Origin of the sequence: Sphingomonas sp. IC-56 (genome assembly GCF_021043375.1) — a bacterium.
Taxonomy (GTDB): Bacteria; Pseudomonadota; Alphaproteobacteria; order Sphingomonadales; family Sphingomonadaceae; genus Sphingomonas.
Genome location: NZ_JAJNDV010000012.1, coordinates 40,643 through 64,730, shown reverse-complemented (window position 1 = coordinate 64,730; position 24,088 = coordinate 40,643). Strand labels below are relative to the sequence as shown.

Sequence of the window (24,088 nt, the reverse complement as noted above, 5' to 3'; positions counted from 1 at the left end):
CCTGTGGACGTGGAAGCGGGTCTGGTGCGGGTTCGTACCCGCAGTTTCCCGGCGGAGGCCGGGGCCCAGCTTCGATTCGCTGGCGAAGGCGCGGCGCCATCGCGGGCTGCGTGGCAACTGGGCCCCGGCCTTCGCCGGGGAACAGTGTTGCGGTCCTGGGTTGTTCGGGCGTCTTTGATCCTCCCCTGTGAAGGGAGGATTGTTTCCTTACTCCGCGGCGGGCTTGCCGTCAGGCTTCCATTCGGGCTTGGCGCGGCTGTTGGCGAGGCTGCGCAAGGGCGCGACCAGCGACTGGATCGCGCGGGTCATGAAGGGGAGGTCCAGACGCTCCACCGTATCTTCGGGCGTGTGATAGGTCGGCACTACCGCCCAGCCCGAGACGGTGTGGGCGACGATGCCCTTCACCGCGAGCGCGTAATTGTCCGATCGCTGGAAGAAGTTCTGCTCGGGATAAGGATCGGCGGTGACCAGCGCGCCATGCGCCTTCAGCGTCTCGCCCAAGGTGGAGCGCTCAAAGCCGGTCATCATCATCGTGCCGGCGGGGAGCTTGGGGTCCTGCTGGCCGATCATCTCGATCTCCAGGTTGGCGACCAGCGTGTCGAGCGGCACCGGCGGGCTCTGGATGAATTTCCGCGCGCCAAAGCCGCCGGACTCTTCGCTGCCATACACGACGAACAGCACGCTGCGGCGCAGCTTCTTGCCCTGCGACAGCGCCTTGGCCAGCTCGATCACTGCGGCGGTGCCCGATGCGTCGTCATTGGCGCCGTACATCACCTGACCATCAGGACGTACGCCGAGATGGTCGAGATGCGCGGAGACCAGCAGCACGCCGGCGCTGGGATCGGTGCCCGGGAGCCAGCCGATCGCATTGGTGGTGACCAGTTGCTGCTCCACCAGCCCCGGCAGCGTGAGCGCGATGTCGGCGCCCCCCTGCGCGGCCAGTGCGTCGAAGACGGCATCGGCCAGCGCGACCACGGTGGGGCGGGGGCTTGGCGCCTCGCCCCGGAACGTGCGCGGCAGGCGCGGAGCGCCGCCGATCCTCTGATAATAGTCGCGCACTTCGGGCGTGGCGCGGATGATCACGAGCCTGGTCCTGGCCGGATCCAGCGCGCCGGCGGCGCGCAGCGGGTTGATGCCCGTTCCGGTGAGCATCACCACTTCGCCCGTGGCCTGTTTGGGGTCGGTGCCGGCGAACACGCTCAGCTTGCCGGAGACCGCCTGGCCGGTGGAGGAAAACAGCAGCGGCGCGTCGACCGCAGTGCCGTTGGCGGTGAGCTGCGCCGGGCCGGTGAGCTTGAGCGCAGTGATCTCTGCGCTTTGCGTATAGCCGGTCATCCCCGGGGCGGGCTGAAGCCCATAGCCGCGGAAGGTCGCGGCGACATAGGCTGCCGCTGCCGCTTCGTCCGGCGTCGCGCTGCCGCGCCCGCGCAGCGCCGGGCCGGCGAGGTAAGAGACATGGCCGCGCACCGAAGGCTCGCTGACGGTCTGAGCTTGGGCGGGGGTGAGAAGCGCGGCGGGCAGGGCCGTGGTGGCGATCAGAAAAAGGTTCAGCTTGTGCATGGTGCCCCCGATTGGTGTTGCGCGGAGCTTAGGAAGGGGCGGGGTGGAGGGCAACGGGGCTGTCGCACGCGGGCCTGCCGCTTGAAGCCTGATACGGGTGCGTTCTAAAGCTCGTGGCAGCGCTGAAGGGGAACAACCCCGCACCGGTGGAGCAGCCAAGGCTCACCGGCGTTATAGTGCGGCTTCATGGGAATAGGATCGTCGGATGGAAAGCCTGCTCGCACTCTTCTCTGATCCCACAGCCTGGGCAGCGCTCGCCGCCCTGGTGGTGATGGAGGTCGTGCTTGGCATCGACAACCTCATCTTCATCTCCATCCTGTCTAACAAGCTGCCCGAGGAGCAGCGCGCAAAGGCACGGCGCGTGGGCATCGGGCTCGCTCTCGTCATGCGCCTGATCCTGCTTTCCATGATCGCGTGGCTGATCGGGTTGACGGCGGTGGTCTTCGACCTAGGCATAACCGGTCCCTTGAACGACTATGGGCAGCCGGCGTTCGAGACCGCCTTCTCCTGGCGCGACCTGATCCTGGTGGTGGGCGGTCTGTTCCTCATCTGGAAGGCCACCAAGGAAATCCACCACACGGTGGACGCCTCGCCCAGCGACGACCTGCTGGACAAGAAGCAGGTGGCGGCCATCACCTTCGGATCGGCGATCATCCAGATCATCCTGCTCGACATGGTGTTCTCGATCGATTCGATCCTGACCGCGGTGGGCATGACCGACAATCTCGCCGTGATGGTGATCGCCGTGCTGGTGGCGGTGGGAACCATGGTTCTGGCCGCCGACCCGCTCGCGAACTTCATTGCGCGCAACCCGACGGTGGTGATGCTGGCGCTGGGCTTTCTGCTGATGATCGGCGCGGTGCTGATCGCGGATGGCTTCGGCGTGCACGTGCCCAAGGGCTATATTTACGCGGCGATGGGCTTCTCGGTTCTGGTCGAGGGCCTGAACATCATGTCGCGGCGCGCGCAGCAGCGCAGGGCGGGCGAGCGGAAAGAGCCCTGAGCTTGGCCTGACGGCGGTTTAGCTGGGGGGCGGTGCGGCTGACGCGCAATGGCCGGCCCCTTCCTTTGCCAGGGAAGGAGGAAGTCAGCCGCCGCGCTTCATTGCAACCAGCACCGTGTCGAGCGCTTGCAGGAAACGTGAGCGGTCTGCTGCGGCGAAGGGCTTGGGCCCACCGATCTGGTCGCCGCCAGCGCGCAGGTCCGCCATGATGGCGCGGGTGGCGATGGCGCCCCCGATCGAGCTGGTGGTGAAGGGCTTGCCAGTGGGGCTCAGCACGCGGGCGCCGACTTTCAGCACGCGATCGGCCAGGAGGATGTCGGCGGTGATCACCACCGCGTCCGGGCCTGCGGCGTGCGCGATCCAGTCATCGGCGGCGTCGAAGGCGTCGCTTACCACCTGGCGGCTGACGAGCGGGTGCTGGGGCACGCGGATGTGCTGGTTGCTGACCACCGTCACCGGCACTTCGTGGCGCCACGCGACCTTGTAGATCTCGTCCTTCACCGGGCAGGCGTCCGCGTCGACGAGGATACGGGGTTGGGTCACTGGCGGTTACTCCAGTTTGTTGGGGCTATGAGTTCCCCGGCGTAGGCCGGGGCCCAGTTGCCACGGAGCCTGAGACGGCACTGCGCCTTTGCCAGCGCATTGCAACTGGGCCCCGGCCTACGCCGGGGAACTGGTTGGGCGTGGGACCGCCGACCCACCCCAGCCGTCATCCCGGCCTTGAGCCGGGATCCCGCTTCTTCTTCTACCGGTGAAAGGCAGCGGGACCCCGGCTCAAGGCCGGGGTGACGAAGGATGTGGTTCAGGCGCGCGGGCCGCGGGGTGGGCCCTTGCGCACATAGGGCTTGGCCGAGTGGGTCCCGCGGGGGCCTCCGGTCGGACGGTCCCGCATCGGCCGGTTCGGGCCGCCGCGCTGCATGCGGCCGCCCTGCTGCACCGGGCCTTCGGACACTTCGAAGCGGACATCGTCGTCTTCGCTCGCCGTCCGAGCGACCGAGGACTGGAACTTCGCGGCGAGCGCGCGGGGCACCTGGAACGCGGTCTCATTCGGGCCGATGCGGATCGCGCCGACTTCGTTCTTGGTAATGTGGCCGCGGCGGCAGATCAGCGGCAGGATCCAGCGCGGGTCGGCGTTCTGATTGCGGCCGACATCCATGCGGAACCAGACGATGTCGTCAAAGCCTTCGCGGTGGCTCGACTGGCGCTCGTCGCGGGCGCCTGCCTGCGAACGATCGGCGAGTTCCTCGGGCTGCGGCATCGACGCGCGGTGCGCGTGGACCAAAGCGGCGGCGATTTCCTGCGGCGACTTCTCGGCCATCAGGCGCTCGGCCAGTGCGGCGTCTTCCTCGTCGGTCTCGACGGGCGCGAGCAGGGCGGCGAGCAGGCGCTCATGGTCCTGGGCGCGGATCGCCTCGGGCGTCGGGGCGTCGATCCATTCGGCGTTGATGCGCGCGCCACGCAGCATCATCTCGACCCGGCGGCGGCGCGGGAAGGGGACGATGAGCACGGCGGTGCCCTTCTTGCCCGCGCGGCCGGTGCGGCCCGAGCGGTGCTGAAGGGTTTCCGCATCACGCGGCAGCTCAACATGGATGACCAGCGTGAGGGTGGGAAGATCGATGCCACGCGCGGCAACGTCGGTGGCGACGCAGACACGGGCGCGGCGGTCGCGCAGTGCCTGGAGCGCGGCGTTGCGCTCGTTCTGGCTGTGCTCGCCCGACAGCGCCACGGCGGAGAAGCCGCGCTCGGTCAGCGTGGCGTGCAGGTGGCGGACATTGTCGCGGGTGGCGCAGAACAGGATTGCCGTCTCCGCTTCATGGAAGCGCAGCAGGTTGATGACCGCGTGCTCGATCTCGGACGGGCTAACGGTGACGGCCTGATAGCTGATGTCGCCATGGCCGCGGTCCTCGCCGACCGTGGAGATGCGCAGCGCGTCCTTCTGGTAGCGCTTGGCGAGCTGGACGATGGGCTTGGGCATCGTCGCGGAGAAGAGCAGCGTGCGGCGCTCGTTCGGGCTGGCGTCGAGAATGTGCTCGAGATCGTCGCGGAAGCCCATGTCGAGCATCTCGTCGGCTTCGTCGAGCACGGCGGCCTTGAGCGCGGACAGGTCGAGCGCGCCGCGTTCCAGGTGATCGCGCAGGCGCCCAGGGGTGCCCACGACGATGTGCGCGCCGTGATTGAGCTGGCGGCGCTCCTTCGACGCGTCCATGCCGCCGACGCAGGTGGCGATGCGCGCACCGGTGGGGCCATAGAGCCAGATCAGCTCGCGGCTGACCTGAAGCGCGAGCTCGCGGGTCGGGGCGATGATCAGCGCGTGGGGCTCGCGCGTCGGGATGACGCGGCCGTCCTCGCCGATCAGGTCGGGCGCCATCGCCATGCCGAAGGCGACGGTCTTGCCCGATCCGGTCTGGGCGGAGACGATCAGATCGCGGCCATTGGCCTCGGGTTCAAGGACGGCGGCCTGGACGGGCGTGGGCGCGGCGTAACCACGCGCGGCGAGCGCTTCGGCGAGAAGCGGGGGGAGAGTCGAGAATGGCATGAACCCGCCAGATGGGGGCAGTGGGCCTTCGGGGCAAGCTTTATATGCAGTGCAGCGAATCAGGACTGCGCTTTGCGACATGGGATGCGCAATGTTGCCGGGGAACGCTGCGGCAGGGGCGAATTCGATTGCCGCGGGTTCAGAGTGCCTGCGCGGCCGCCCAGCCGCTGGCCCAGGCCCATTGGAAATTATAGCCCCCAAGCCATCCGGTGACGTCCACCGCCTCCCCGATCGCGTAAAGCCCGGGCACCTTGCGCGCCTCCATCGTCTGCGAGGACAGGTCGGCGGTGGAAATGCCGCCCACAGTGACTTCGGCTTTGGCATAGCCTTCGGTGCCGTTGGGAAGGAACGGCCAAGCGGCGAGGCGCTGTTCGGCTTCGGCCAGTTTGCGGTCCGTCGCGTTGGCAAGCTCGCCCGGCAGGGCGAGTTGCTCGGCTAGCGTCTCGGCAAGGCGACCGGGCAGGGTGTCGGACAGCAGTTTCCGGAGCGTCGTGCGCGGGTGGCTGCGCTTGGCGGCGGCGAGCCAGCCGGTGGCGGCATGGGGTAGGAAGTCGATGGCGATGCTCTCGCCATGTCGCCAGTAGGAGCTGACCTGGAGGATGGCGGGACCCGAGAGCCCGCGATGGGTGAACAGCGCGGCCTCGTCGAAGCTCGCCTTGCCAGCGCGGGCGCGGACGGGAGCGGCGACGCCGGAGAGTTCGCGGAACAGCGCCTGGTCGGCGGGGAGCGTGAGGGGGACGAGCGCCGGGCGCGGCTCGACGACCTTGAGCCCGAAGCGGCGGGCGAGGTCATAGGCAAAGCCGGTCGAACCCATCTTGGGGATCGACGGTCCGCCGGTGGCGATCACCAGCGCGGGTGCGGTGTCTTCGCCGATCCGATAGCGGCCATCGGCATGCGCGACCTCGCCGATTTGGCGGCCGGTCTGGATCGTCACCTGGCCGGCGTCGCATTCGTCGAGCAGCATGTCGACGATCTGGCGGGCGGAACCGTCGCAGAACAGCTGGCCCAGCGTCTTTTCGTGCCAGGCGATGCGATGCCGCTCGACCAGGTCGAGAAAGTCCTGAGCGGTGTAGCGGCGCAGCGCCGACTTGGCGAAATGCGGGTTCTGCGACAGGTATCGATCAGGCGCGGTGTGCAGGTTGGTGAAGTTGCACCGCCCGCCACCCGAAATCAGGATCTTCTTGCCGACGCGATCGGCATGGTCGATCAACAGCACGCGGCGGCCGCGCTGGCCGGCGACGGCCGCGCACATCAGCCCCGCGGCGCCCGCGCCCAGGATGATCGCGTCATACTCGCTCACGCGGGTGTCGCCTCAGTGCAGCTTGGCGATGTTCAGCCCGTCGAGCTTGGCGCGCTCCTTCACTGACTCCTCGCTGCGGGTCAGCGCCTTGGCGATCGCCTTGAGCGCCATGCCCTTCTTGGCCAGCGTGTGCAGCTTCTGGACTTCGTCGGGCCGCCAGGGCTGGCGGTGGCGCTCAAAACGCTCGGACACTCAAGAGACTCCTGTGGCCGGACGATCCGGCCACAGGCCCGCTAGCACTCGCGCTACGCGGTAGCCAGCATCGGTTCGGTCAGCGCTTCCTGAAGATGCGTTTCCAGTTCGGCGGCGCGGTGTTCGGCGGTGTGTTCGGCGAGCACGCGGGTGCGGGCCGCTTCCCCAAGCGCGTCGGCGTCGCTGGCGAGCGCGCTCAGGACATCGTCGGCGGTCTTCGCCAGGATGATCTCGCGGCCGGGCTCCAGCACCGTCTCGATCCCGTCCCAGATGTCGGAGATGATCGGCGTCCCGCATGCGCATGCCTCGAAGATGCGGACCGAGGGCGACCAGCCGGCGGCGATCATGTCGGCGCGGGTGACGTTCAGCGTAAAGCGCGACGCGCTGTAGAATTCGGCATGCTCGGCGGGCGGCAGGTGGTCGATCCGCTCGACATTGGCCGGCCACTCGATATTCTCGGGATATTGCGGTCCGGCGACGACGAAGCGCAAATCGGGGCGCGCACGTGCCGGCTCGATCAGCAGCCGCTCCAGCGTTGGCTGCCGGTCGGGGCTGTAGGTGCCGAGGTACGACAGATCCCACTTCTTCGCCACATCGAGCGGGCGATAGGCAGTCGCGTCGACCGAGCAGTAGAGCGGCCGCGCTGCTGGCGAGCCATATTGCCGCTCCAGCCGGTCGAGCGTCGGCCCGCCGGTGAACGAGAAATACACGTCATAGCCCGGGATCACTTCGGGCGAGAGATATTCGAAGTCGCCGCGTTCCAGCTTCGCGAGCGTAACCGGCGTGTCGATGTCGTAGAAGCTTGTCACGCCCTCCGCCCGGTTCTGGACATAGCGCGCCACTTCGACACCCTCTGGAACATAGGAGCCGACCATCACCGCATCGGCGCCGCAAATCTCGGCCTCGAAGCGGTTCAGGTCCGCCAGGTCGCTATAATATTCCAGCCGGCAAAAGCCCGGCTCCGGCATGTCGCGGCTGTTGCGGTACCAGGGCACGTCGCGTTCCAGGAACAGAATGTCGTGCCCGCGCGCCGCGAACGCCTTCAACAGCGCGCGAAAGGTGGTGGCGTGGCCGTTGCCCCAAGACGAGGAGAGCGACAGGCCGAGAACGACCAGCTTCATGCCGGCACGCTCATGCGCGCACGCTGCTCGGTCAGGATGGCATGAACCTGATGCCCGCGCAGTTCATAGGTGTGCTCGGCAAGCACGCGAGCGAGTGCGGCGTCGCCGATCGCGCGGGCACGCTCGGGCGTCAGCGCCTTCAGATGTTCGGCCACATCCTGGCCGTCGCGCGCGACCAGCACTTCCTCGTCCGGCTTCAGGAACTGCTCGATGCCTTCCCAGGCATCGGTGATCAGGCAGGCGGCGGCGCCGGCGGCCTCGAACACGCGGGTCGCGGGTGAGAAGCCGATATTCGCCATCGAATCGCGCGCGACGTTGAGCACGGCGTTCGGCGTGCAGTTGAACGCGTTGTGATCGGCGGTGCCGACATGGCCGATCGCCCGGACGTTGTCCGTCATCGCCTTGTCGTGCCAGCCATTGCCACCCAGCATGAATTTCCGGTCCGGCAGCAAAGCGGCGGCGTGCAGGAAGAACTCTTCGATCCGCGCCTCACGGTCGGGCAGGCGGTTGGCAAGCAGGCCGAGATCGGCGGCGAAGCGATCGTTGCGCGGCGCCGGGTGATGCGTCTCCGGATCGAGCGCGTTGTAGACGGGGATGCAGCGCTTGGCGCCGAAGCCCTCATAGGCGTTGATTACGGGCGGACCGCCGCCATAGGTCAGCACCATGTCGAGATCGCCGAGCGCGGCATGGACCGGATGGTCGGCGTCGTGGCGCATCTCGTCCAGCGTCGCGGCGGCGTCGACGTCCCAGAAGATGCGGATCGCGTTGCGGTGGCGCGCAATGCCCTGGATCAGCTCGGCATCGAACACGCCGACGCCGCTGGCCTTCACCACGACATCGGCGTCGCCGCCAGCGTTGAGCACTTTGTTCAGCGCGTCGGCAGTCGCCGGATACACCACGACCTTGGCATAAGCGGGCGGATCGATGTCGCGATGCTGCTGCCGGTCGAACGCGTCGGGTTCGTAGAAGGTGATCTCGTGGCCATGGGCCGCGAGCGCCTTCAGGATGCCGCGATAATAGGTCGCAGCCCCGTTCCAGTAGGACGAGAGCAGGCTGGAGCCGTAAAAGGCGATCTTCACGCGACGATCCTCTGATGGCGGTCGGGAGTGGCGGTTTGCGGACGGAGCGTGGCGACGATGTCGAGCAGCTCGTCGACGCGGTGCGCGCAGGTGTGGCGGTCGAGGATGGTCTCCAGCCCGCTCTGGACCAGATGCTCGCGCAGGCCCGCGTCATTCTGGAGATCGCGAAGCTGGCGCGTCATCTCGGCACCGTTGCGCGCGACCAGATAATCCTGGCCGGGCCGGAACAGATGCTCGGCATCCTCCCACGGCGCGGAGACCAGCGGAATGCCGCAGGCCAGCGCCTCGAACACGCGGATCGTCGGGATGCCGGGCAGGATCGTGCTGTAGAAGCGGCGCGGCACATGCACGGTGGCAAGATGGCGGGCGAATATCTCCGGCGCGCGGGCGTTCGGCGCCCAGCCATGATAGCGCACGCCATAGCGCGCCAGGGTGGCCTTGGCCTCGTCAGGATAGCGCACGCCGTAGATGTCGAGCGGCAGGTTGGTTTCCTGCGCCGGGCGGAACAGGAAGTCTTCCAACTCAGTGGTGCGCTCGCCGTCGCCCCAATTGCCGATCCAGACCAGCCCTTGGCGCTCCTGCTCCTGTGCGGGCGGGTGGAAGTGGCGCGTGTCGGCGGCTTCGTGCCAAGTCCAGACGCGGCCCTGCCAGCCCCAGCCACGATACACTTCGGACAGCGTCTCGCCGAATGCGAGCACGCCGTCATAATCCTCCAAGTCATAGGCCTGCATCGACGCCGGCTCGCTGACCGCGCGGTGGTGCGTGTCGTGGAAGAGCAGGGTAAAGGGCGCGCCACCCCGGCGGATCGCGCCCAACCGGGCGACGAGATGATGGTCGTTCCATTCGTGCACGATCACCAGGTCGGCGCCGTCCACCAGCCGGTCGAGCTGGGCGAGCGGCGTGTAGGTGCGCGAGCTCAGCTCGGGATAGGCCTGGCGATAGGCGTCGAGTCCCGCCTCGCCATGATCGGCAACCAGGTTCTGCAGGCTCCAGGCGCCTTCGGGCTCCCACACCGAGACCTCATGGCCCCGCGCGATCAGATCGCGCAGGACGCCGCGCAGGAAGTGGGCGTTGCCGTGGTTCCAGCAGCTGGACAGCGAATGCGTGAAATAGACGATCTTCATGCGGCTCGTTTCGCAGGTGCCTTGGCGGCAAGGTCGGTGAACAAAGCGGCCATGGCGGCAGCCTTGGCTTGCGGCGTGTAGCGCGCGGCGCGGCTGCGGGCGGCCTCGCCCAGCCGGTGGCGCAGCACGGGGTCCTTCAGGATCGCCTCGATGGCGTCGGCATAGCCGGCCTCGTCATCCGGCGAAACGAACAGCGCGGCATCGTCCCAAAGCTCGCGGAAGGTGTCGATATCCGACAGCACCAGCGGGCAGCCGGCATGCGCGGCTTCGAGTACGGCCAGCCCAAACGGCTCGAAGCTGGCGGCGGACACGAACACCGGCCGCGCGGCGAGGCGACGGGCGAGCGCTTCGGTCGACAAGTGGCCGAGCGGGTGGAGGTGCTGGAGCTCGATGGTCTCGCCATGCGGCCCGCGTACGGCACCGGCCGCGCAGAAGGGGACCGACAGCCAGGCCGCGGCACGGTCGAGCGTCCGGACGCCCTTGACCTGATCCCATAACCGCCCGGCGGTGAAGGCGAAGTCCTGCGGCGCGGAGCTCGGCATCGGGGCCAGCGGGTTGCGGCCATTGTGGATGGCGTGCGGCGTGCTGCTCAGCCCATAATGGCGCGCGATGGTGGCGGCGTAAGCGGCGCTCGGCGCGACGACCTGGTCGGTGGCGTGCAGCCCTTCGTGCATCAACAGGCGGTGCCAGCGATATTGCGGGGCCAGATCGCCGCCAAACGCCGCCTCCCACCAGGTGGCGACACAGCCATGCGTCACGGCGACGACGGGCACGTCGAACCGCGCCCGAGCGCCCAGGGTCGGCATGTTGAGCTGGACAAGGTCGGCGCCGATCTTGCGCGCGAGGGCGGCGATCGCCTCGCCCGCGGCAAGCACCGGCTCGGGCGCATCGCACAGCCAGTCGAGCGGTAGTTGCGTGTCCACCAGCGTGAGGCGCTTTACCCGCTTGGCTTCGGCGCGCTGCGCGGCGCTGGGCGAGGGGCCAAGCACCGCCAGCGTCGTCTGGACGCCATGGGGCGCCAGCGCGGCGGCGAGGTCCAGCGCATATTGCCAGACCCCGCCCACCGCGTCCGCCGTCATCAGGAGCTTGAGAGGTGCCGCCCCGCTCATGCAGTCAGGCGTTCCCGCTCTGGCGCGGGCGAGAGCGTGAAGCCGCGTTCCTCGGCCAGCCAGCTGGCCAGCCGCGCAACACCCTCGCGCCACGGCACCTTGGGGCTCAAATCAAGCGCGGCCTGCGCAGAGCGGGTATCGGCGACGAAGTAGCGCTGATCGCCCGCGCGCCAGTCCGAATACTCGATCTCGATCGGGCGGCCGATCAAGTCGCCGATATGCGCGAGCAGCTGGCGCAGGCTGACGGCGTTCTGCGGACCGCCACCCAGATTGAAGGCGCGGCCGGAGACCTCCTCGATCTTCTTCCAGGCCTGGACATAGGCCTCGACGGCGTTGGAGACGTCCAGGATGTCGCGGACCTGATGGCCGTCGCCGTACAGGGTGATCGGCTTGCCTTCGAGCGCGCGGATCAGGAAGTGGGCGACCCAGCCCTGGTCTTCGGTGCCCATCTGGCGGTGGCCATAGATGCAGCTCATCCGCAGCACCGCGGTCGGCACGCCAAAGCTGCGCGCATAGTCGAGCACATATTGGTCGGCCGCCCCCTTCGAACACCCATAGGGCGTATGGAAGTCGAGCGGCCGATCCTCTCCTATGCCATGGTCGCGGATGCGCGGATCGGTGGGCACATAGGCCTCGTCCTCCAGCGCGAAATCGAGGTCGATCAGGTCGCCATAGACCTTGTTGGTCGAGGCGAAGACGACCGGCGTCTTGCTCTCGCGTAGCGCGTCGAGGACGTTGAGCGTGCCGCGGATGTTGATCTCGAAATCGTCGCGCGGATCGACCATGCTGGTCGTCACCGCCACCTGTGCCGCCAGGTGAAACACCGCCTTGGCACGGCGCGCGGCGTGCGCGACCGCTGCCTCGTCGCGGATGTCGCCGATAATGGCTTCGATCCGGTTGTGGTGGCGCTGCTGGAGCCAGCGCAGGTTGCTTTCCACGCCTGGGCGGCTCAGCGCGTCATAGACGATGACCGAATGGCCTTCGCCCGCCAGCCGGTCGGCCAAGTTGGAACCGATAAAGCCCGCGCCGCCCGTGATCAGGATCGGCCGGTCGTCCTGCACGGCGCCGCTCACGCGACCAGGCCCCGCTTTTCGAGCTCGGCGCGCGCCTTGGCGACATTGTCGACCGCAGTCTGTTCGGCGACCCAGCCGGCGAGTTCGGCCAGACCTTCCTGGAAGTCGGTGGTCGCCTTGAACCCGAACTTCTCGGCGGCGAGGCCGGTGTCGCAGAAGCAATGGCGGATGTCGCCGGTGCGCGACTTGCCGACGATCTCGGGCTGGATGTCGTTCTTGCCCATTGCCTGGGCGAGTGCCTGCGCGACCTGCGTCACCGAGCGGTCATTGCCCGAACCGACGTTGAAGGTTTCGCCGACCACGTCGGGATGGACGAGCGCGTCGGCAAAGGCGCGGGCGACATCGGTCACATGGACGAAGTCGCGGCGCTGCTCGCCATCCTCGAAGATCATCGGCTTCTGGCCGTTCAGCAGGCGCGAGGCGAAGATCGCCAGCACGCCGGTGTAGGGGTTCGACAGCGCTTGGCCGGGGCCATAGACGTTGAACAGTCGCAGGCACACGCTCTCGATGCCGTACGGACGGCCCATGATGTGCGTGGTGCGCTCCTGGACGTACTTGTTAAGCGCATAGATCGACGACAGGCTCGGGCGCTTCCACTCGGGCGTTGCGACCGGGGTCAGCGGGCGGCCCTGCGCGTCGGTCGGCTCCCAATTGGCTTGGCCATCCTTGATCACGCCGCGCTCGGCATTCTCCACCAGATTGCCATCGGCGTCGCGGTACAGCCCTTCGCCATAGATCGACATGGAAGAAGCGGTGACCACCCGGCGCACGGGATTGTCGATCAGCCGCTCGAACAGCACCGCGGTGCCGACATCATTGGCGCTGGTGTAGCGCTCGACTTCGTACATCGACTGGCCGACGCCGACTTCGGCCGCCAGGTTGATGACGCTGTCTGCGCCCTTCAGCGCCTTTGCGACCTTGTCGCCGTCGCGGATGTCGGCGCGGATGAACTCGACATCGCCGGCAATGTCGGCGGGGAGCGTCGCGTCAGGGCCGTGAACCTGCTCGATCAGGCTGTCGAGCACGCGGACCTTGTTGCCGCGGCGCAGGAGTTCCTTGGTGACGAAGCGGCCGATAAAGCCTGCGCCGCCGGTGATCAGGATGGTCTCGGACAACTATACCCCCATTTTCGTCTTGTTCGCGCTCGGGCGGATGGGCCCACCGCACGGGATTGCCAGCGAATCGATTTAGGTTACAAAGCACTAGCGGGCTGACTTTTCCGTTTCGCCCTCGCAACCCTCAATGCTTCTTCTTCTTCTTTGTTCCACGTGCCGCGCGGAATCGTTCCGATAACGGAACCGTTGGGCGGGGAGGGAGGTTTGTAGAAGCTGTTCGGGGCGCAGGGTCGCGCTTCCGCTGCGCTTTTCGGGAGCCTCTGCGCGTAGTGACGGCGACGATATCCCTCATCCGGCACGCGTCGCACGCGCATCTGGGGAAGATCCTGTCCGGGCGCATGCCCGGCATCGGGCTGTCGCCGGCTGGGCAAAGCGAGGCGGAGCTTCTGGCCGATCACCTGCGCCTCCATGAGTTCGTCGCGATCCACTCCAGCCCGGTGCAGCGCGCCCGCGAAACCGCCGCCGCGATTGCAGCGGGCAGGAGCCTGGAGGTGGAGATCGCCGAGCCGCTGAACGAGATCGATTTCGGCGACTGGACCGGCCGCGCGTTCGAGGCGCTGTCCGACGATCCCGATTGGCACCATTGGAACGAACAGCGCGCGGTCGCCACGCCCCCGCGCGGCGAAAGCATGGCGGCGGCGCAGGCGCGGGTGTTCGCGTATCTACAGAGGCTTGCGCACGACCATCCCGGCGAGAACGTGGCCGTCGTCACTCACTGCGACATCATCCGCGCCGCGCTGGCGCAGGTGCTCGGCCTCTCGCTCGACGCCTTTCACCGCTTCGACGTGGACCCCGCCTCGGTCAGCCGTATCGCAATGGGCGACTGGGGCGCCCGAGTCTTGAGCATCAACGAGGTTTGCCGATGAACGACATGGCTCCGATCCACTCCGGCGGCGACCGCGCCGCGGAACTGCGCGCGCAGGTCGAGGCGCTCGGCCCCTGGTTCCACAATATCGACCTGGGCCACGGCGTCACCACCGCGCCCGACCACTTCCTGGGCGACTATCCGCGCTTCAAGTTCGCCCGCTTCGCCGATGCGATCCCCGCCGATCTGACTGGCAAGACCGTGCTCGACATCGGCTGCAACGCCGGCTTTTATTCGATGGAGATGAAGCGGCGCGGCGCCGCCCGCGTCGTCGCGATCGACAGCGACGACCATTATCTGGCGCAGGCCAGCTTCGTCGCGCAGACGCTGGGCTTTCCCGACATCGAATTCCGCAGGCTCGACGTGTACGATGTCGGCGCGCTGGGCGAGAAGTTCGACCTCGTGATCTTCATGGGCGTGCTCTACCATCTGCGCCATCCGCTCTTGGCGCTCGACCTGATCCGCGAGCATGTCGTCGGCGACATGATGCTGTTCCAGACGATGCAGCAAGGGTCGAAGGACGTGCTGGAGGTTCCCGAGGACCATCCTTTCCACGTCCCCGGCACCAACAATCCGCCGGCCTATTTCGACGATCCGGCCTATCCGAAGATGCACTTCATCGAGCGCAAGTTCGCGAATGACTGGACCAATTGGTGGGCGCCCAACAAGGCGGCGAGCCAGGCGATGCTGCGCGCCGCGGGTTTTACGATCGAAGCGCAGCCCGAACACGAAGTCTATCTTTGCCGTGTCGCACCCGTTCCCTATGGGGACTGGGGCGGCGGCATGGCCGTCTATCCGGCAAGGGGGGAATAAATGATCGAAGCCGCGATGATCTGGAACGAGCCCAACAACAAATCGCATTGGGACCCCCAGATCGACCCGGACTGGCGCATGTTCGCCGAGCATGTGACGCTCGCCGGCAACGCAATCCACGCGATGAACCCGGCCGTGACGCGCGTGCTGGGCGGCATGTCGCCGATCGATCCGCACTGGTTGCGCAAGATCGAGGCGCATGGCGCATTGGACGCCGTCGATGCGGTCGCCGTGCATGGCTTCCCGCTCGACTGGAACCTGTGGCCGCTCAGCGCCTGGCCCGAGAAGATCGCCGAGATCAAGGCCGTCACCGACAAGCCCGTTTGGGTCACCGAAGTCGGCGTCAGCTCGTTCGGGGCCGAGGAAGTGCAGGCCTTCGGGATCGAACGCACTGCCGAGCTTTTGAAGGGCGTCACGCCGCGCGCCTTCTGGTACTCGCTCTACGATCTGCCGATGAGCTGGGGCGCCGAGACCCGCCACCGGGAAGCCGAGGGCTCGTCCTATTACCGCCACTTCTACCTGGGCCTGATCCGCGAAGACGGCACGCCCAAGCCCGCGCTCGACGTCTATGCCAAGCATGCCGCCGATCTAGGCCTGATGCAGTGGTTCCATTTCGAGGACCCGCGCCTGGACGACGCCGTCGCCTGGATGAAGCGCCTGGGCACCAAGCGGCTGCGCACCGGGCTTAGCTGGGCCGACAGCTTCCGCCCCGGCGCGATCGAGTGGTTCGACCGGATGATGGGCGCGCTGGAGGATTTCGACGTCACCGTCACCTTCTGCTTCACCCCTGCGCATTTGGGCGTCGCGCCGCACCACACCAGCCCCGCGCGTGACCCGCAGGGTTTTGCGGACTTCTGCGCCTGGATGATCGACCGCTATGCGCCGGGACGGGTGGAACGCCCGGCGGTCGCCGCCCCCGCGCTGCCGGAGGGCGTGGAGGTACAGGCTGCGGAACTCTCGACGCTGAACTTCAACCGCGACGAACGCCTGGCCGGAGAACGCAGCGCCGCCTGACGCGGCGCTCGCCACCGCAACCTGTCCCCCGGCGAAGGCCGGGGCCCAGCTGCAATGCGCTCGCGGCACTATCGCTGCGCTGTCGATGATACGCCGAAACTGGGCCCCGGCCTCCGCCGGGGAAGAGGGAGGGGTGCGCAAGCGCCCTCCGCTGTCCTGCGCATCGGCGCTGAGTCTATGGAGTCGCCCTCCTCGGGCTCTCGGAAACAACTCGCGCGGCGCACCGGGCCAGTTGCCCGCGCTTGAACCATCTCCCCAAACGAAAACAGGGCGGCTTCCCCGAAGGAAAGCCGCCCTGCATACCCTCAGCGGCACCGGGGATCCCCCCGGCACGCCCGCTTACTTGACGTGCTTGGAGATGTGCTTGTTCATCTCGAACATCGTTACCTTCTTGGCGTCGAAGATCTTCTCAAGCTTGTCGTCCGCCAGGATTTCCCGCTTGTTTTCAGGGTTCTGGAGGTTGTTCTTCTTGATGTATTCCCACATCTTGCTGACGATCTCGCTGCGCGGCAGATCGTCCTTGCCGACGATTGCGGCCAGTTCCGCCGAAGGGGTTACGGGCTTTGCGATACCACCCTTGGCGCCGCCAGCTGCTTTAGTCTCGGCCATGTGTTTCTTCTCCTGTTTCGCCCGTCCCCCGGGCTATTCCTTGGTCAATGCCCCCGGCTTGTGCGCCGCTTTTCCGCCGTTGTCGCTCTCCACGATGAACTGCGGGTCGTCCTTGGAGGCACGGACCTGATGCCCTTTGATCTTGGTATCGCTCGTCTGTCTAGTCACGACTTTGCCATGGGCGGTGCCGCCATGCGATTTCCAGCTGACGGAATCGCCTTTTTTCAGGTCATCGGACATCGGAATTCTCCTGCTGAGGCGGCTTAAGCGCGCGGCGCATGGAAAATGTTGCGCGCATGGAACGCTTGGCCGCATGCGCCGTTCGGCTCACCGAAAGGGGTTCTTCTTTGAACAAGATGCTTGCGGCCGTGGTTACCGGCCCCCGTGCGTTTGCGCTACACCAGGTGGAGCGGCCAGAGCCGGGGGAAGGCGAAGTACGCATCCGGCTGGAAGGCTGCGGGGTTTGTGCCTCGAACATCACGCCCTGGGAAGGCCCTGAATGGATGCAGTTCCCGACCGACCCCGGAGGGATGGGACATGAAGGGTGGGGCGTCATCGATGCAGTGGGCGAGGGGGTCGCAGACCTGGCGGTCGGTGACCGCGTCGCCGCACTCTCGTTCAAGAGCTTCGCGCAATATGATCTCGCCAAGGCGGACGCCGTGGTGAAGCTGCCCGACAGCCTCAAGGGCGAACCATTCCCGGGCGAGCCGCTCGGCTGCGCGTTCAACATCTTCCGCCGAAGCGACATCCGCGCCGGCCAGACCGTGGCGATCATCGGCATCGGCTTCCTGGGCGCGGTGCTGACCCGCCTCGCCAAGGACGCCGGCGCGCGCGTGATCGCTATCTCGCGTCGCGAGAGTTCGCTGGCATTGGCGCGCAGCTATGGCGCCGACGAGACGATCGTCATGGACGACCATTGGCGCATCCTTGAGGATGTGCGCGGCCTGACCGGCGGCAAGGGATGCGAGCGGGTGATCGAGGCCGTCGGCAAGCAATGGCCGCTCGACCTGGCCGGCGAGCTGATGTGCGAGGGCGGCCGGCTGGTGATCGCGGGCTATCACCAGGATGGTCCGCGTCAGGTCAACATGCAGATGTGGAACTGGAAGGGCATCGACATCGCCAGCGCGCATGAGCGTGATCCCGAGGTGCAGATGCAGGGGCTGCGCGAGGCGGTAGAGGCTGTCTCGAGCGGCCGGCTCGATCCGCGCCCGCTCTACACGCACCGTTATGGGCTCGATCGCTTGGGCGACGCGCTCAACGACACGCGCGACAAACCCGATGGCTTCGTCAAGGCGCTGGTGACCTTCGAGGCGGAACCGGCATGACCAAGCCGCGCGTAGGCTTCCTCGGCACCGGTTGGATTGGTCGGCACCGCATGGAAGCGATCGTAGAAACCGGCGCAGTCGAAGTCGCCGGCATCGCCGATCCTTCGCCCGAGATGGTGGCCGAGGCGCAGAAGCTGGCGCCGGACGCACCCGTCGTGGAAGGCCTCGATGGCCTGCTCGCCCTCGGGCTGGACGGGCTGGTGATCGCGACGCCCAGCGCACTGCATGCCGAACAATCGATCGCGGCGCTGAACGCAGGCGTTGCGGTGTTCTGCCAGAAACCGCTGGGCCGCACTGCCGAAGAAGCGCGCGGCGTGGTGGAGGCGGCGCGCGCCGCCGACCGGCTGCTCTCGGTGGACTTCTCCTATCGGTTTCAGGAGGGCACGCAGCGCGTCGCCGAGCTGGCGCGCAACGGCACGCTGGGTCGCGTATTCGCCGCCGATCTGGTGTTCCACAACGCCTATGGCCCGGACAAGCCGTGGTTCTATGATCCCAAGTTCGCCGGTGGCGGCTGCGTCATGGACCTGGGCGTGCACCTAGTCGACCTGGCGCTGTGGGTGCTGGACTTCCCCGAAGTCGTGGATGTCCGCTCGCAGCTGTTCGCCGGCGGCGAGCCGCTGACCGGGAGCGACAAGGTCGAGGATTATGCCGTAGCGCAGCTGGAGCTGGCCGGCGGCACTTCGGTGCGGCTGGCCTGTTCGTGGAAGCTGCATGCCGGCCAGGAGGCGGTGATCGCCGCCGACTTCTACGGCACCGGCGGCGGAGCGTCGCAGCGCAATGTCGGCGGATCGTTCTACGATTTCGAAAGCCGGCACTTCAACGGGACCGGGGGCGAGGTGCTCACCCGTCCGCCAGAGCCCTGGGGCGGGCGCGCTGCTGCCGATTGGGCGCGGCGCCTGGCTGCGGGTGAGCGTTTCGATGCGCAGGCCGAGGGGCTGGTGCGCGTGGCCGAAGTGATCGACCGGATCTACGGGCGATAGGGTTGGGGCAGGGGCGCTTAGGCGCCCCTGCGAACCTGCGCGAAGCTCTCAAACGTCGCGCGCACATTGGGCGACGCACTGGCCGCCAGCGCGCTTACGCGGTCGATGAAGGCCTGTTCGTCGCTGCCCGGCGTCTTGTGCGCCATCGCCCAATCGCCGAATTCGCGTTCCTCGATCGCGCGTTCCGACAGCATCACCACCGCGCGGTGGCGCGGATCGGCCTTGATGCGGGTATAGGCGGCCTGCACCTTTTCGGCCGGGCCCTCCAGCGCCTGCAAAAAGCGCGTCCCGTCCGAATACAGCAATCCGGTGATGGAATCGCGCGTGTTGTTCACGCGGGATTTCTCCAGAATCATAGCTGGATCAACGTCTTGTGCCCCTGGCCGGACACTACTCACATATACCAGCTGAAGCATCGTGGTTCTTCCCTCTTTCGCAAGTTTCCTTGCGGTTCCCGCAGGTTAGTGGGAAAGTGTAAGCAAATGCTTGCGAGAGTGGACAAAGCTTTCCGCGTCGACCAGATAGTCGACATGATCGCCGCGCTTACCCTTCGACTTATCCGCCCTTAGGGGCCGAACCGCCGCGCGCGCACGCCTCTAAGGGTACCTCAACGCTTCCCAGCACCCCTGCGCCTGCGCTAGTGCGCGGCCGCGATCCTTTCAGAGGCATTGTCCCCATGTTGCGTGATCCCAGCGTCAAATACCGCCCCTTCCCGCAGATCGATCTGCCCGACCGGCAATGGCCCAGCCGCACCATCACCAAGGCGCCGCGCTGGCTCTCCACCGACATGCGCGACGGCAACCAGGCGCTGATCGATCCGATGGACAGCGAGAAGAAGACCCGCTTCTTCGAACTGCTGTGCAAGGTGGGCTTGAAGGAGATCGAAGTCGGCTTCCCGAGCGCCGGCGCCACCGAGTTCGACTTCATTTCCGGCCTGGTCCAGCACGACAAAATTCCCGACGACATCTGCATCCAGGTGCTCACCCAGTCCCGACGCGACCTGATCGAGACGACCTTCCAGAGCGTGAAGGGGGCGAAGCAGGCAATCGTCCACCTCTACAACGCTGTCTCGCCCGCATGGCGGGAAGTGGTGTTCCGCATGACTCGCGACGAAGTGCGCGAGATCGCTGTTGCAGGCGCCAAGGTGCTGCGCGACGAAGCCGCCAAGCAGCCCGACACGCAGTGGCACTTCGAATACAGCCCGGAGACCTTCTCCACCGCCGAACTCGATTTCTCCGTCGAAGTCTGTGCGGCGGTGATGGACATCCTGCGCCCCACGCCCGAGCGCCCGCTGATCCTCAACCTTCCCGCCACCGTCGAGGCGGCCACGCCCAACATCTATGCCGACCAGATCGAGTGGTTCTGCCGCAACGTACCGAACCGCGACAGCCTGGTGATCAGTCTCCATACGCACAACGATCGCGGCACTGGCGTGGCGGCTGCCGAGCTGGGGCTGATGGCAGGCGCCGACCGCGTCGAGGGCTGCCTGCTCGGTAATGGCGAGCGCACCGGCAACTGCGACCTCGTGACCGTCGCGCTCAACCTGTACACGCAAGGGGTGCATCCCGGTCTCGATCTCTCGGACATCGACGAGATCGTGAACACAGTGAATTATTGCACCAACATTCCCGTCCATCCCCGCACGCCCTATGCCGGCGACTTGGTGTTCACAGCCTTCTCGGGAAGCCACCAGGACGCGATCAAGAAGGGCTTTGCGGCGCAGGCCGAACGCAACGACCAGCTGTGGAACGTACCCTATCTGCCGATCGATCCGCGCGATCTGGGCCGAGACTACGAGGCGGTGATCCGCGTGAACTCGCAAAGCGGCAAGGGCGGTGTCGCCTGGGTGCTCGAACAGGATCGTGGGCTTAAGCTGCCCAAGCGGATGCAGGCCGATTTCTCGCGCCACGTCCAGGCGCTGGCCGACGAAACCAGCCGCGAGCTCAACGCAGCCGATATCTCGGGGCTGTTCGAGATGGTGTATCTGCCGGGGGCGAGCGACCGCTTTGCCCTCGTGGATTACGCGGAGAGCGGTGCGGCGGGCGTGCGGACCTTTGCCGGCACGCTGTCGGTCGACGGCGTGCAGCAATCGGTGAGCGGGCGCGGCAACGGTTTGATCTCGTCGGTCATCGCCGCGCTGCGCGAGACGTGCGGGGTCGTGCTGGATGTCGTCGACTATAACGAGCATGCCATCGGGCACGGCGCGGACGCGCAAGCGGCCGCCTATCTCGAGTGCCGTACAGCGGACGGCACCACGGTATTCGGCGCCGGGATCGATGCCGACGTTGCTACCGCCTCCGTGCGGGCGGTGCTGAGCGCCGCAAACCGGACCTGAAGTCAGACCTCCCCCGCTGATGCGGGGGAGGTCTGGGGTTTACGGATTTCCCTTGCCGCCATTGGCGCCCATCGAGCCGCCGGTGGTGAAGCTGGATTCGTCCGAGGCGAGCAGCACATAGTGACCCGCCAGCTCGACCGGCTGGCCGGCTCGGCCTAGCGGCGTGTCCTTGCCGAACTCGCCAAGTTGCCCGGGCAGCTGACCGCCAGCGACCTGGAGCGGAGTCCAGAACGGCCCAGGCGCGACCATGTTGACGCGGATGCCCTTCTTGGCCAGCTGCTTAGCCAGCCCCTTGGTGAAGATCAGGATGGCGCCCTTGGTCGAGGCATAGTCCAGCAGTTCCTCGCCAGGATCATAGCTGTTCACCGAGCCCGTGTTGATGATGACGGAGCCCGGCCGCAGATGCGGGATTGCCGCCTTGCTCAGGCGGAACGTGGCGAAGATGTTAGTCTCGAAGGTGCGGACCATCTGCTCGTCGCTGATCTCGGAAATGTCCGCCTTGCTCTGCTGATAGGCGGCATTGTTGACCAGGATGTCGAGCCCGCCCAGGCCATCGACTGCCCGTGCCACGATCTTCTCGCAGTTCGATCGCGTGCGGATATCCATCGGGATGGCGACCGCCTTGCGCCCGGCGCGCTGGATCAGGTCGACGACTTCCCGCGCATCGGGCTCTTCGGTCGGGTAATAGTTGATCGCGACGTCCGCGCCCTCGCGCGCATAGGCAATCGCGGCGGCGCGGCCGATGCCGCTGTCGCCGCCGGTGATCAGCGCCTTGCGCCCCATCAGCCGGCCCGATCCGCGATAGCTGGTCTCGCCGCAATCCGGACGCGGAGTCATTTTGCTCTGCAGCGCCGGCCATTCCTGGCGCTGTTCAGGGAAAGGACCCTTGGTGAACTTGGTCTGCGGATCGCGTAGCGGCGCCGCGCCGCCGCCTGCCGCTTGGGCAAGTGCCGGGGCTGCCCCTGCTGCCGCCAACCCTGCTGCCGCGCCGCCCAGCACGCCGCGCCGCGTCGTTCCCTGTTCCGCCATGATGCTCTCCTGGAAGTCGCCCGTAGACGAAATCCCGAACGGCAGAGTGCGTTGGAAAGTTGCAGCAGCGCAGCGATTTAGCGACTGCGAACGATTTCACATCCGATGCGGGCGTCGGGATAGATGTCGAGCTTCATCGAGCGTACTTCGACTCGGTGGACGCGTGGATCACGCAAGGCGAGCGCGGCAACGGCGTCGCAGAATACTTCCTGCAACTCAAAATGGCGGGACGCGGCGAGCGTTAGAATGCCGGTGCGGAGAAAGTCGTAATCGACCACCGCGTCGATACGGTCCTCCGGCGCTGCGGAATAGCGGCAGTCCATCGCGACGCTGATCTGGACGCGCTGGGGCGCGGCGCGCTCGGCCTCGTGGATGCCAAGGCCCATCGCCACTTCAAGGCCGTCGAGGAGGATACGGTACTCAGCCACGCTCACGCTCACGCGAGGAGAACATCACATCGCCATCGCGCGGCAGGAAGCGCTGCCCGCAATCCACGAACACATTCTGTCCGGTGATGGAGCGGCTGGTGAGAAGGTGCTCCACCGCAGCCGCCACATCGTCGAGCGCCACCGGCTGTAGCAGCAGGTTCTGCCGGGCGTGCTCGGAGAATTCCTCGGCCGTCTGGTCTAGGCTTGGCAGCGTCAGGCCGGGCGACACGGCGTTGACGCGGATGCGCGGGGCAAGCGTGCGGGCGAGCAACTCGGTAGCGGTGGCAAGCGCGGCCTTGCTTAGCGTGTAGGTGAGGAAGTCCGGATTGAGGTTGGCGAGCTTCTGGTCGAGCAGATTCACGACCGCGCCATGATCCAGGTCGCTCTGCGCGGCAAGCGCAGAGGCGAGCGCGACCGGAGCGCCGCAGTTGATGCGCATGTGCTGGTCGAGCAGCGCAAAGTCGGTCAGCGGCACGGCGTCGAAAGCAAATTGCGAAGCGTTGTTGACCAAGCCGTCGATCGTGCCGCCCAGGCCTTCACGGGCAGCCTCGATCAGCGCGGGTGCCGTGGCGGCATCGGCCAGTTCACCCGAGACGATGCAGGCGGTGCCGCCTGCCGCCGTGATCGCCTCGCGCAGCGCTGTGGCGTCTTCTGGCGCGTGATGATGGTGGATCGCCACCTGGTGGCCGCGCAGCGCCAGGCGGCGGGCAATCGCCGCGCCGATCCGCTTCGCGCCGCCGGTGACGAGGACCCGCATCAATAACCCATTAGCTTGAGCACTTCCTGCCGGCTGCGCTCGTCCTCGCGGAACACGCCCATCATGCGGCTGGTGACCATTCCTACGCCGGGAGTGCGCACGCCACGGGCGGTCATGCAGCCATGCTGGGCCTCGATCACTACCGCGACGCCCTGGGGCTGGAGGCGCTCCCAGATGCAGTCGGCGACCTGGGCGGTGAGCCGTTCCTGCACCTGAAGCCGGCGCGCAAAGCCGTGCAGCACGCGCGCGAGCTTGGAGATGCCGACGACGCGGTCCTTGGGCAGATAAGCGATCGATGCCTTGCCGGTAATCGGCGCCATATGGTGCTCGCAATGCGACTGAAACGGGATGCCGGTCAGCAGAACGATGTCGTCATAGCCGCCGACTTCCTCGAACACGCGGTCGAGATGCTGCGCGGGATCCTCGCCATAGCCCGCGCAATATTCCTTCCACGCGCGTGCGACGCGCAGCGGCGTGTCGCGCAGGCCTTCGCGTGCGGGATCGTCGCCGGCCCAGCGCAACAGCGTCCGGACCGCGTCGGCGACCTCGTCGGGAACCGGGATCTTGGGCAGCGGCGCGACGATATCGCCATCCTCGGGATCCGCGTTCAGGTTCGTCATCTTTCTTCCTCGTGCTCGCCACGCTTGGCGGCGTCGAATGGCCGCAGCGTTAGTTCGCCCGCCGGCCAAAAGCAAAGGCGCGGCCTGCCGGGGAACGGCGG

The 24,088-nt window shown here is 66.9% G+C and carries 25 protein-coding genes; 7 read left to right on the top strand and 18 right to left on the bottom strand.

Annotated elements, in window-relative coordinates; genetic code table 11:
• Nucleotides 1-207 precede the first annotated feature (207 nt).
• A complete protein-coding gene (locus tag LQ953_RS14860; protein WP_231031769.1) occupies nucleotides 208-1,560 on the bottom strand; it encodes a M28 family metallopeptidase in 1,353 nt (450 codons plus the stop codon).
• Nucleotides 1,561-1,765: 205 nt separating this feature from the next.
• Between LQ953_RS14860 and LQ953_RS14855 the strand changes: the two genes are divergently transcribed.
• Nucleotides 1,766-2,563, top strand: coding sequence for a TerC family protein (locus tag LQ953_RS14855; RefSeq protein WP_231031768.1), 798 nt, complete (start codon nucleotides 1,766-1,768; stop codon nucleotides 2,561-2,563).
• Nucleotides 2,564-2,647: 84 nt separating this feature from the next.
• On the opposite strand, the gene LQ953_RS14850 is transcribed toward LQ953_RS14855, so the two are convergent.
• The 10 genes from LQ953_RS14850 to LQ953_RS14805 form a co-directional block, all read right to left on the bottom strand.
• Nucleotides 2,648-3,106, bottom strand: coding sequence for a YaiI/YqxD family protein (locus tag LQ953_RS14850; RefSeq protein ID WP_231031767.1), 459 nt, complete (start codon nucleotides 3,104-3,106; stop codon nucleotides 2,648-2,650).
• A gap of 259 nt (nucleotides 3,107-3,365) precedes the next feature.
• Nucleotides 3,366-5,099 carry a DEAD/DEAH box helicase gene (locus LQ953_RS14845; protein ID WP_231031766.1) on the bottom strand — a complete coding sequence of 578 codons (1,734 nt, stop codon included), beginning with the start codon at nucleotides 5,097-5,099 and terminating at the stop codon, nucleotides 3,366-3,368.
• A 139-nt stretch (nucleotides 5,100-5,238) separates the two neighbouring features.
• Entirely contained in the window at nucleotides 5,239-6,351 is a 1,113-nt protein-coding gene (locus LQ953_RS14840; RefSeq protein ID WP_231031795.1) for an NAD(P)/FAD-dependent oxidoreductase, read from the bottom strand.
• A 60-nt stretch (nucleotides 6,352-6,411) separates the two neighbouring features.
• Nucleotides 6,412-6,591 carry a hypothetical protein gene (locus tag LQ953_RS14835; RefSeq protein ID WP_184086379.1) on the bottom strand — a complete coding sequence of 60 codons (180 nt, stop codon included), beginning with the start codon at nucleotides 6,589-6,591 and terminating at the stop codon, nucleotides 6,412-6,414.
• 53 nt (nucleotides 6,592-6,644) lie between these two features.
• On the bottom strand, nucleotides 6,645-7,712 hold the full coding sequence (locus LQ953_RS14830; RefSeq protein ID WP_231031765.1) for a CgeB family protein: 1,068 nt from the start codon (nucleotides 7,710-7,712) through the stop codon (nucleotides 6,645-6,647).
• Nucleotides 7,709-8,791 carry a CgeB family protein gene (locus tag LQ953_RS14825; RefSeq protein ID WP_231031764.1) on the bottom strand — a complete coding sequence of 361 codons (1,083 nt, stop codon included), beginning with the start codon at nucleotides 8,789-8,791 and terminating at the stop codon, nucleotides 7,709-7,711. Before LQ953_RS14825 ends, LQ953_RS14830 begins: the two co-directional genes overlap by 4 nt.
• Complete coding sequence (locus tag LQ953_RS14820) at nucleotides 8,788-9,915, bottom strand: CgeB family protein (RefSeq protein ID WP_231031763.1); 1,128 nt, start codon at nucleotides 9,913-9,915, stop codon at nucleotides 8,788-8,790. Before LQ953_RS14820 ends, LQ953_RS14825 begins: the two co-directional genes overlap by 4 nt.
• Nucleotides 9,912-10,994, bottom strand: coding sequence for a glycosyltransferase family 4 protein (locus LQ953_RS14815; RefSeq protein WP_231031762.1), 1,083 nt, complete (start codon nucleotides 10,992-10,994; stop codon nucleotides 9,912-9,914). The genes LQ953_RS14820 and LQ953_RS14815 overlap by 4 nt, the downstream gene beginning before the upstream one ends.
• A 26-nt stretch (nucleotides 10,995-11,020) precedes the next feature.
• Complete coding sequence (locus LQ953_RS14810; RefSeq protein ID WP_231031761.1) at nucleotides 11,021-12,097, bottom strand: SDR family NAD(P)-dependent oxidoreductase; 1,077 nt, start codon at nucleotides 12,095-12,097, stop codon at nucleotides 11,021-11,023.
• Nucleotides 12,094-13,212, bottom strand: coding sequence for an NAD-dependent epimerase/dehydratase family protein (locus tag LQ953_RS14805; protein WP_231031760.1), 1,119 nt, complete (start codon nucleotides 13,210-13,212; stop codon nucleotides 12,094-12,096). The genes LQ953_RS14810 and LQ953_RS14805 overlap by 4 nt, the downstream gene beginning before the upstream one ends.
• 269 nt (nucleotides 13,213-13,481) lie before the next feature.
• On the opposite strand from LQ953_RS14805, the gene LQ953_RS14800 reads away from it, so the two are divergent.
• The 3 genes from LQ953_RS14800 to LQ953_RS14790 are packed head-to-tail and all read left to right on the top strand — an operon-like array spanning nucleotide 13,482 to nucleotide 15,904.
• Nucleotides 13,482-14,078 carry a histidine phosphatase family protein gene (locus LQ953_RS14800; RefSeq protein WP_231031759.1) on the top strand — a complete coding sequence of 199 codons (597 nt, stop codon included), beginning with the start codon at nucleotides 13,482-13,484 and terminating at the stop codon, nucleotides 14,076-14,078.
• Nucleotides 14,075-14,890, top strand: a complete 816-nt coding sequence (locus LQ953_RS14795) for a TIGR04290 family methyltransferase (protein WP_231031758.1) — start codon at nucleotides 14,075-14,077, stop codon at nucleotides 14,888-14,890. The genes LQ953_RS14800 and LQ953_RS14795 overlap by 4 nt, the downstream gene beginning before the upstream one ends.
• Nucleotides 14,891-15,904 carry a glycosyl hydrolase gene (locus tag LQ953_RS14790; RefSeq protein ID WP_231031757.1) on the top strand — a complete coding sequence of 338 codons (1,014 nt, stop codon included), beginning with the start codon at nucleotides 14,891-14,893 and terminating at the stop codon, nucleotides 15,902-15,904.
• A 339-nt stretch (nucleotides 15,905-16,243) separates the two neighbouring features.
• Here LQ953_RS14790 and LQ953_RS14785 read toward each other — a convergent pair whose 3' ends face one another.
• Nucleotides 16,244-16,513 (bottom strand): SWIB/MDM2 domain-containing protein, encoded by a 270-nt coding sequence (locus tag LQ953_RS14785; protein WP_231031756.1) that lies wholly within the window; start codon nucleotides 16,511-16,513, stop codon nucleotides 16,244-16,246.
• 33 nt (nucleotides 16,514-16,546) lie between these two features.
• Entirely contained in the window at nucleotides 16,547-16,753 is a 207-nt protein-coding gene (locus LQ953_RS14780) for a DUF2945 domain-containing protein (protein ID WP_231031755.1), read from the bottom strand.
• A gap of 116 nt (nucleotides 16,754-16,869) precedes the next feature.
• Between LQ953_RS14780 and LQ953_RS14775 the strand changes: the two genes are divergently transcribed.
• Nucleotides 16,870-17,838, top strand: coding sequence for an MDR/zinc-dependent alcohol dehydrogenase-like family protein (locus LQ953_RS14775; RefSeq protein ID WP_231031794.1), 969 nt, complete (start codon nucleotides 16,870-16,872; stop codon nucleotides 17,836-17,838).
• Entirely contained in the window at nucleotides 17,835-18,818 is a 984-nt protein-coding gene (locus LQ953_RS14770; RefSeq protein ID WP_231031754.1) for a Gfo/Idh/MocA family protein, read from the top strand. The genes LQ953_RS14775 and LQ953_RS14770 overlap by 4 nt, the downstream gene beginning before the upstream one ends.
• Before the next feature lie 17 nt (nucleotides 18,819-18,835).
• Here the strand turns inward: LQ953_RS14770 and LQ953_RS14765 are convergent, their stop codons facing one another.
• Nucleotides 18,836-19,234, bottom strand: coding sequence for a BLUF domain-containing protein (locus LQ953_RS14765; RefSeq protein ID WP_269141526.1), 399 nt, complete (start codon nucleotides 19,232-19,234; stop codon nucleotides 18,836-18,838).
• A 260-nt stretch (nucleotides 19,235-19,494) separates the two neighbouring features.
• On the opposite strand from LQ953_RS14765, the gene leuA reads away from it, so the two are divergent.
• The gene (gene leuA / locus LQ953_RS14760) at nucleotides 19,495-21,153 is read left to right on the top strand and encodes a 2-isopropylmalate synthase (RefSeq protein ID WP_231031752.1); all 1,659 of its coding nucleotides are present in this window, start codon (nucleotides 19,495-19,497) and stop codon (nucleotides 21,151-21,153) included.
• A 39-nt stretch (nucleotides 21,154-21,192) separates the two neighbouring features.
• On the opposite strand, the gene LQ953_RS14755 is transcribed toward leuA, so the two are convergent.
• From LQ953_RS14755 to folE, 4 genes are all read right to left on the bottom strand, one after another.
• Nucleotides 21,193-22,182, bottom strand: a complete 990-nt coding sequence (locus LQ953_RS14755) for an SDR family oxidoreductase (protein WP_231031751.1) — start codon at nucleotides 22,180-22,182, stop codon at nucleotides 21,193-21,195.
• 77 nt (nucleotides 22,183-22,259) lie between these two features.
• Nucleotides 22,260-22,610, bottom strand: a complete 351-nt coding sequence (locus LQ953_RS14750; RefSeq protein ID WP_231031750.1) for a dihydroneopterin aldolase — start codon at nucleotides 22,608-22,610, stop codon at nucleotides 22,260-22,262.
• A complete protein-coding gene (locus LQ953_RS14745) occupies nucleotides 22,603-23,367 on the bottom strand; it encodes an SDR family oxidoreductase (RefSeq protein ID WP_231031749.1) in 765 nt (254 codons plus the stop codon). Before LQ953_RS14745 ends, LQ953_RS14750 begins: the two co-directional genes overlap by 8 nt.
• On the bottom strand, nucleotides 23,367-23,987 hold the full coding sequence (gene folE, locus LQ953_RS14740; RefSeq protein WP_231031748.1) for a GTP cyclohydrolase I FolE: 621 nt from the start codon (nucleotides 23,985-23,987) through the stop codon (nucleotides 23,367-23,369). The genes LQ953_RS14745 and folE overlap by 1 nt, the downstream gene beginning before the upstream one ends.
• Nucleotides 23,988-24,088 lie beyond the last annotated feature (101 nt).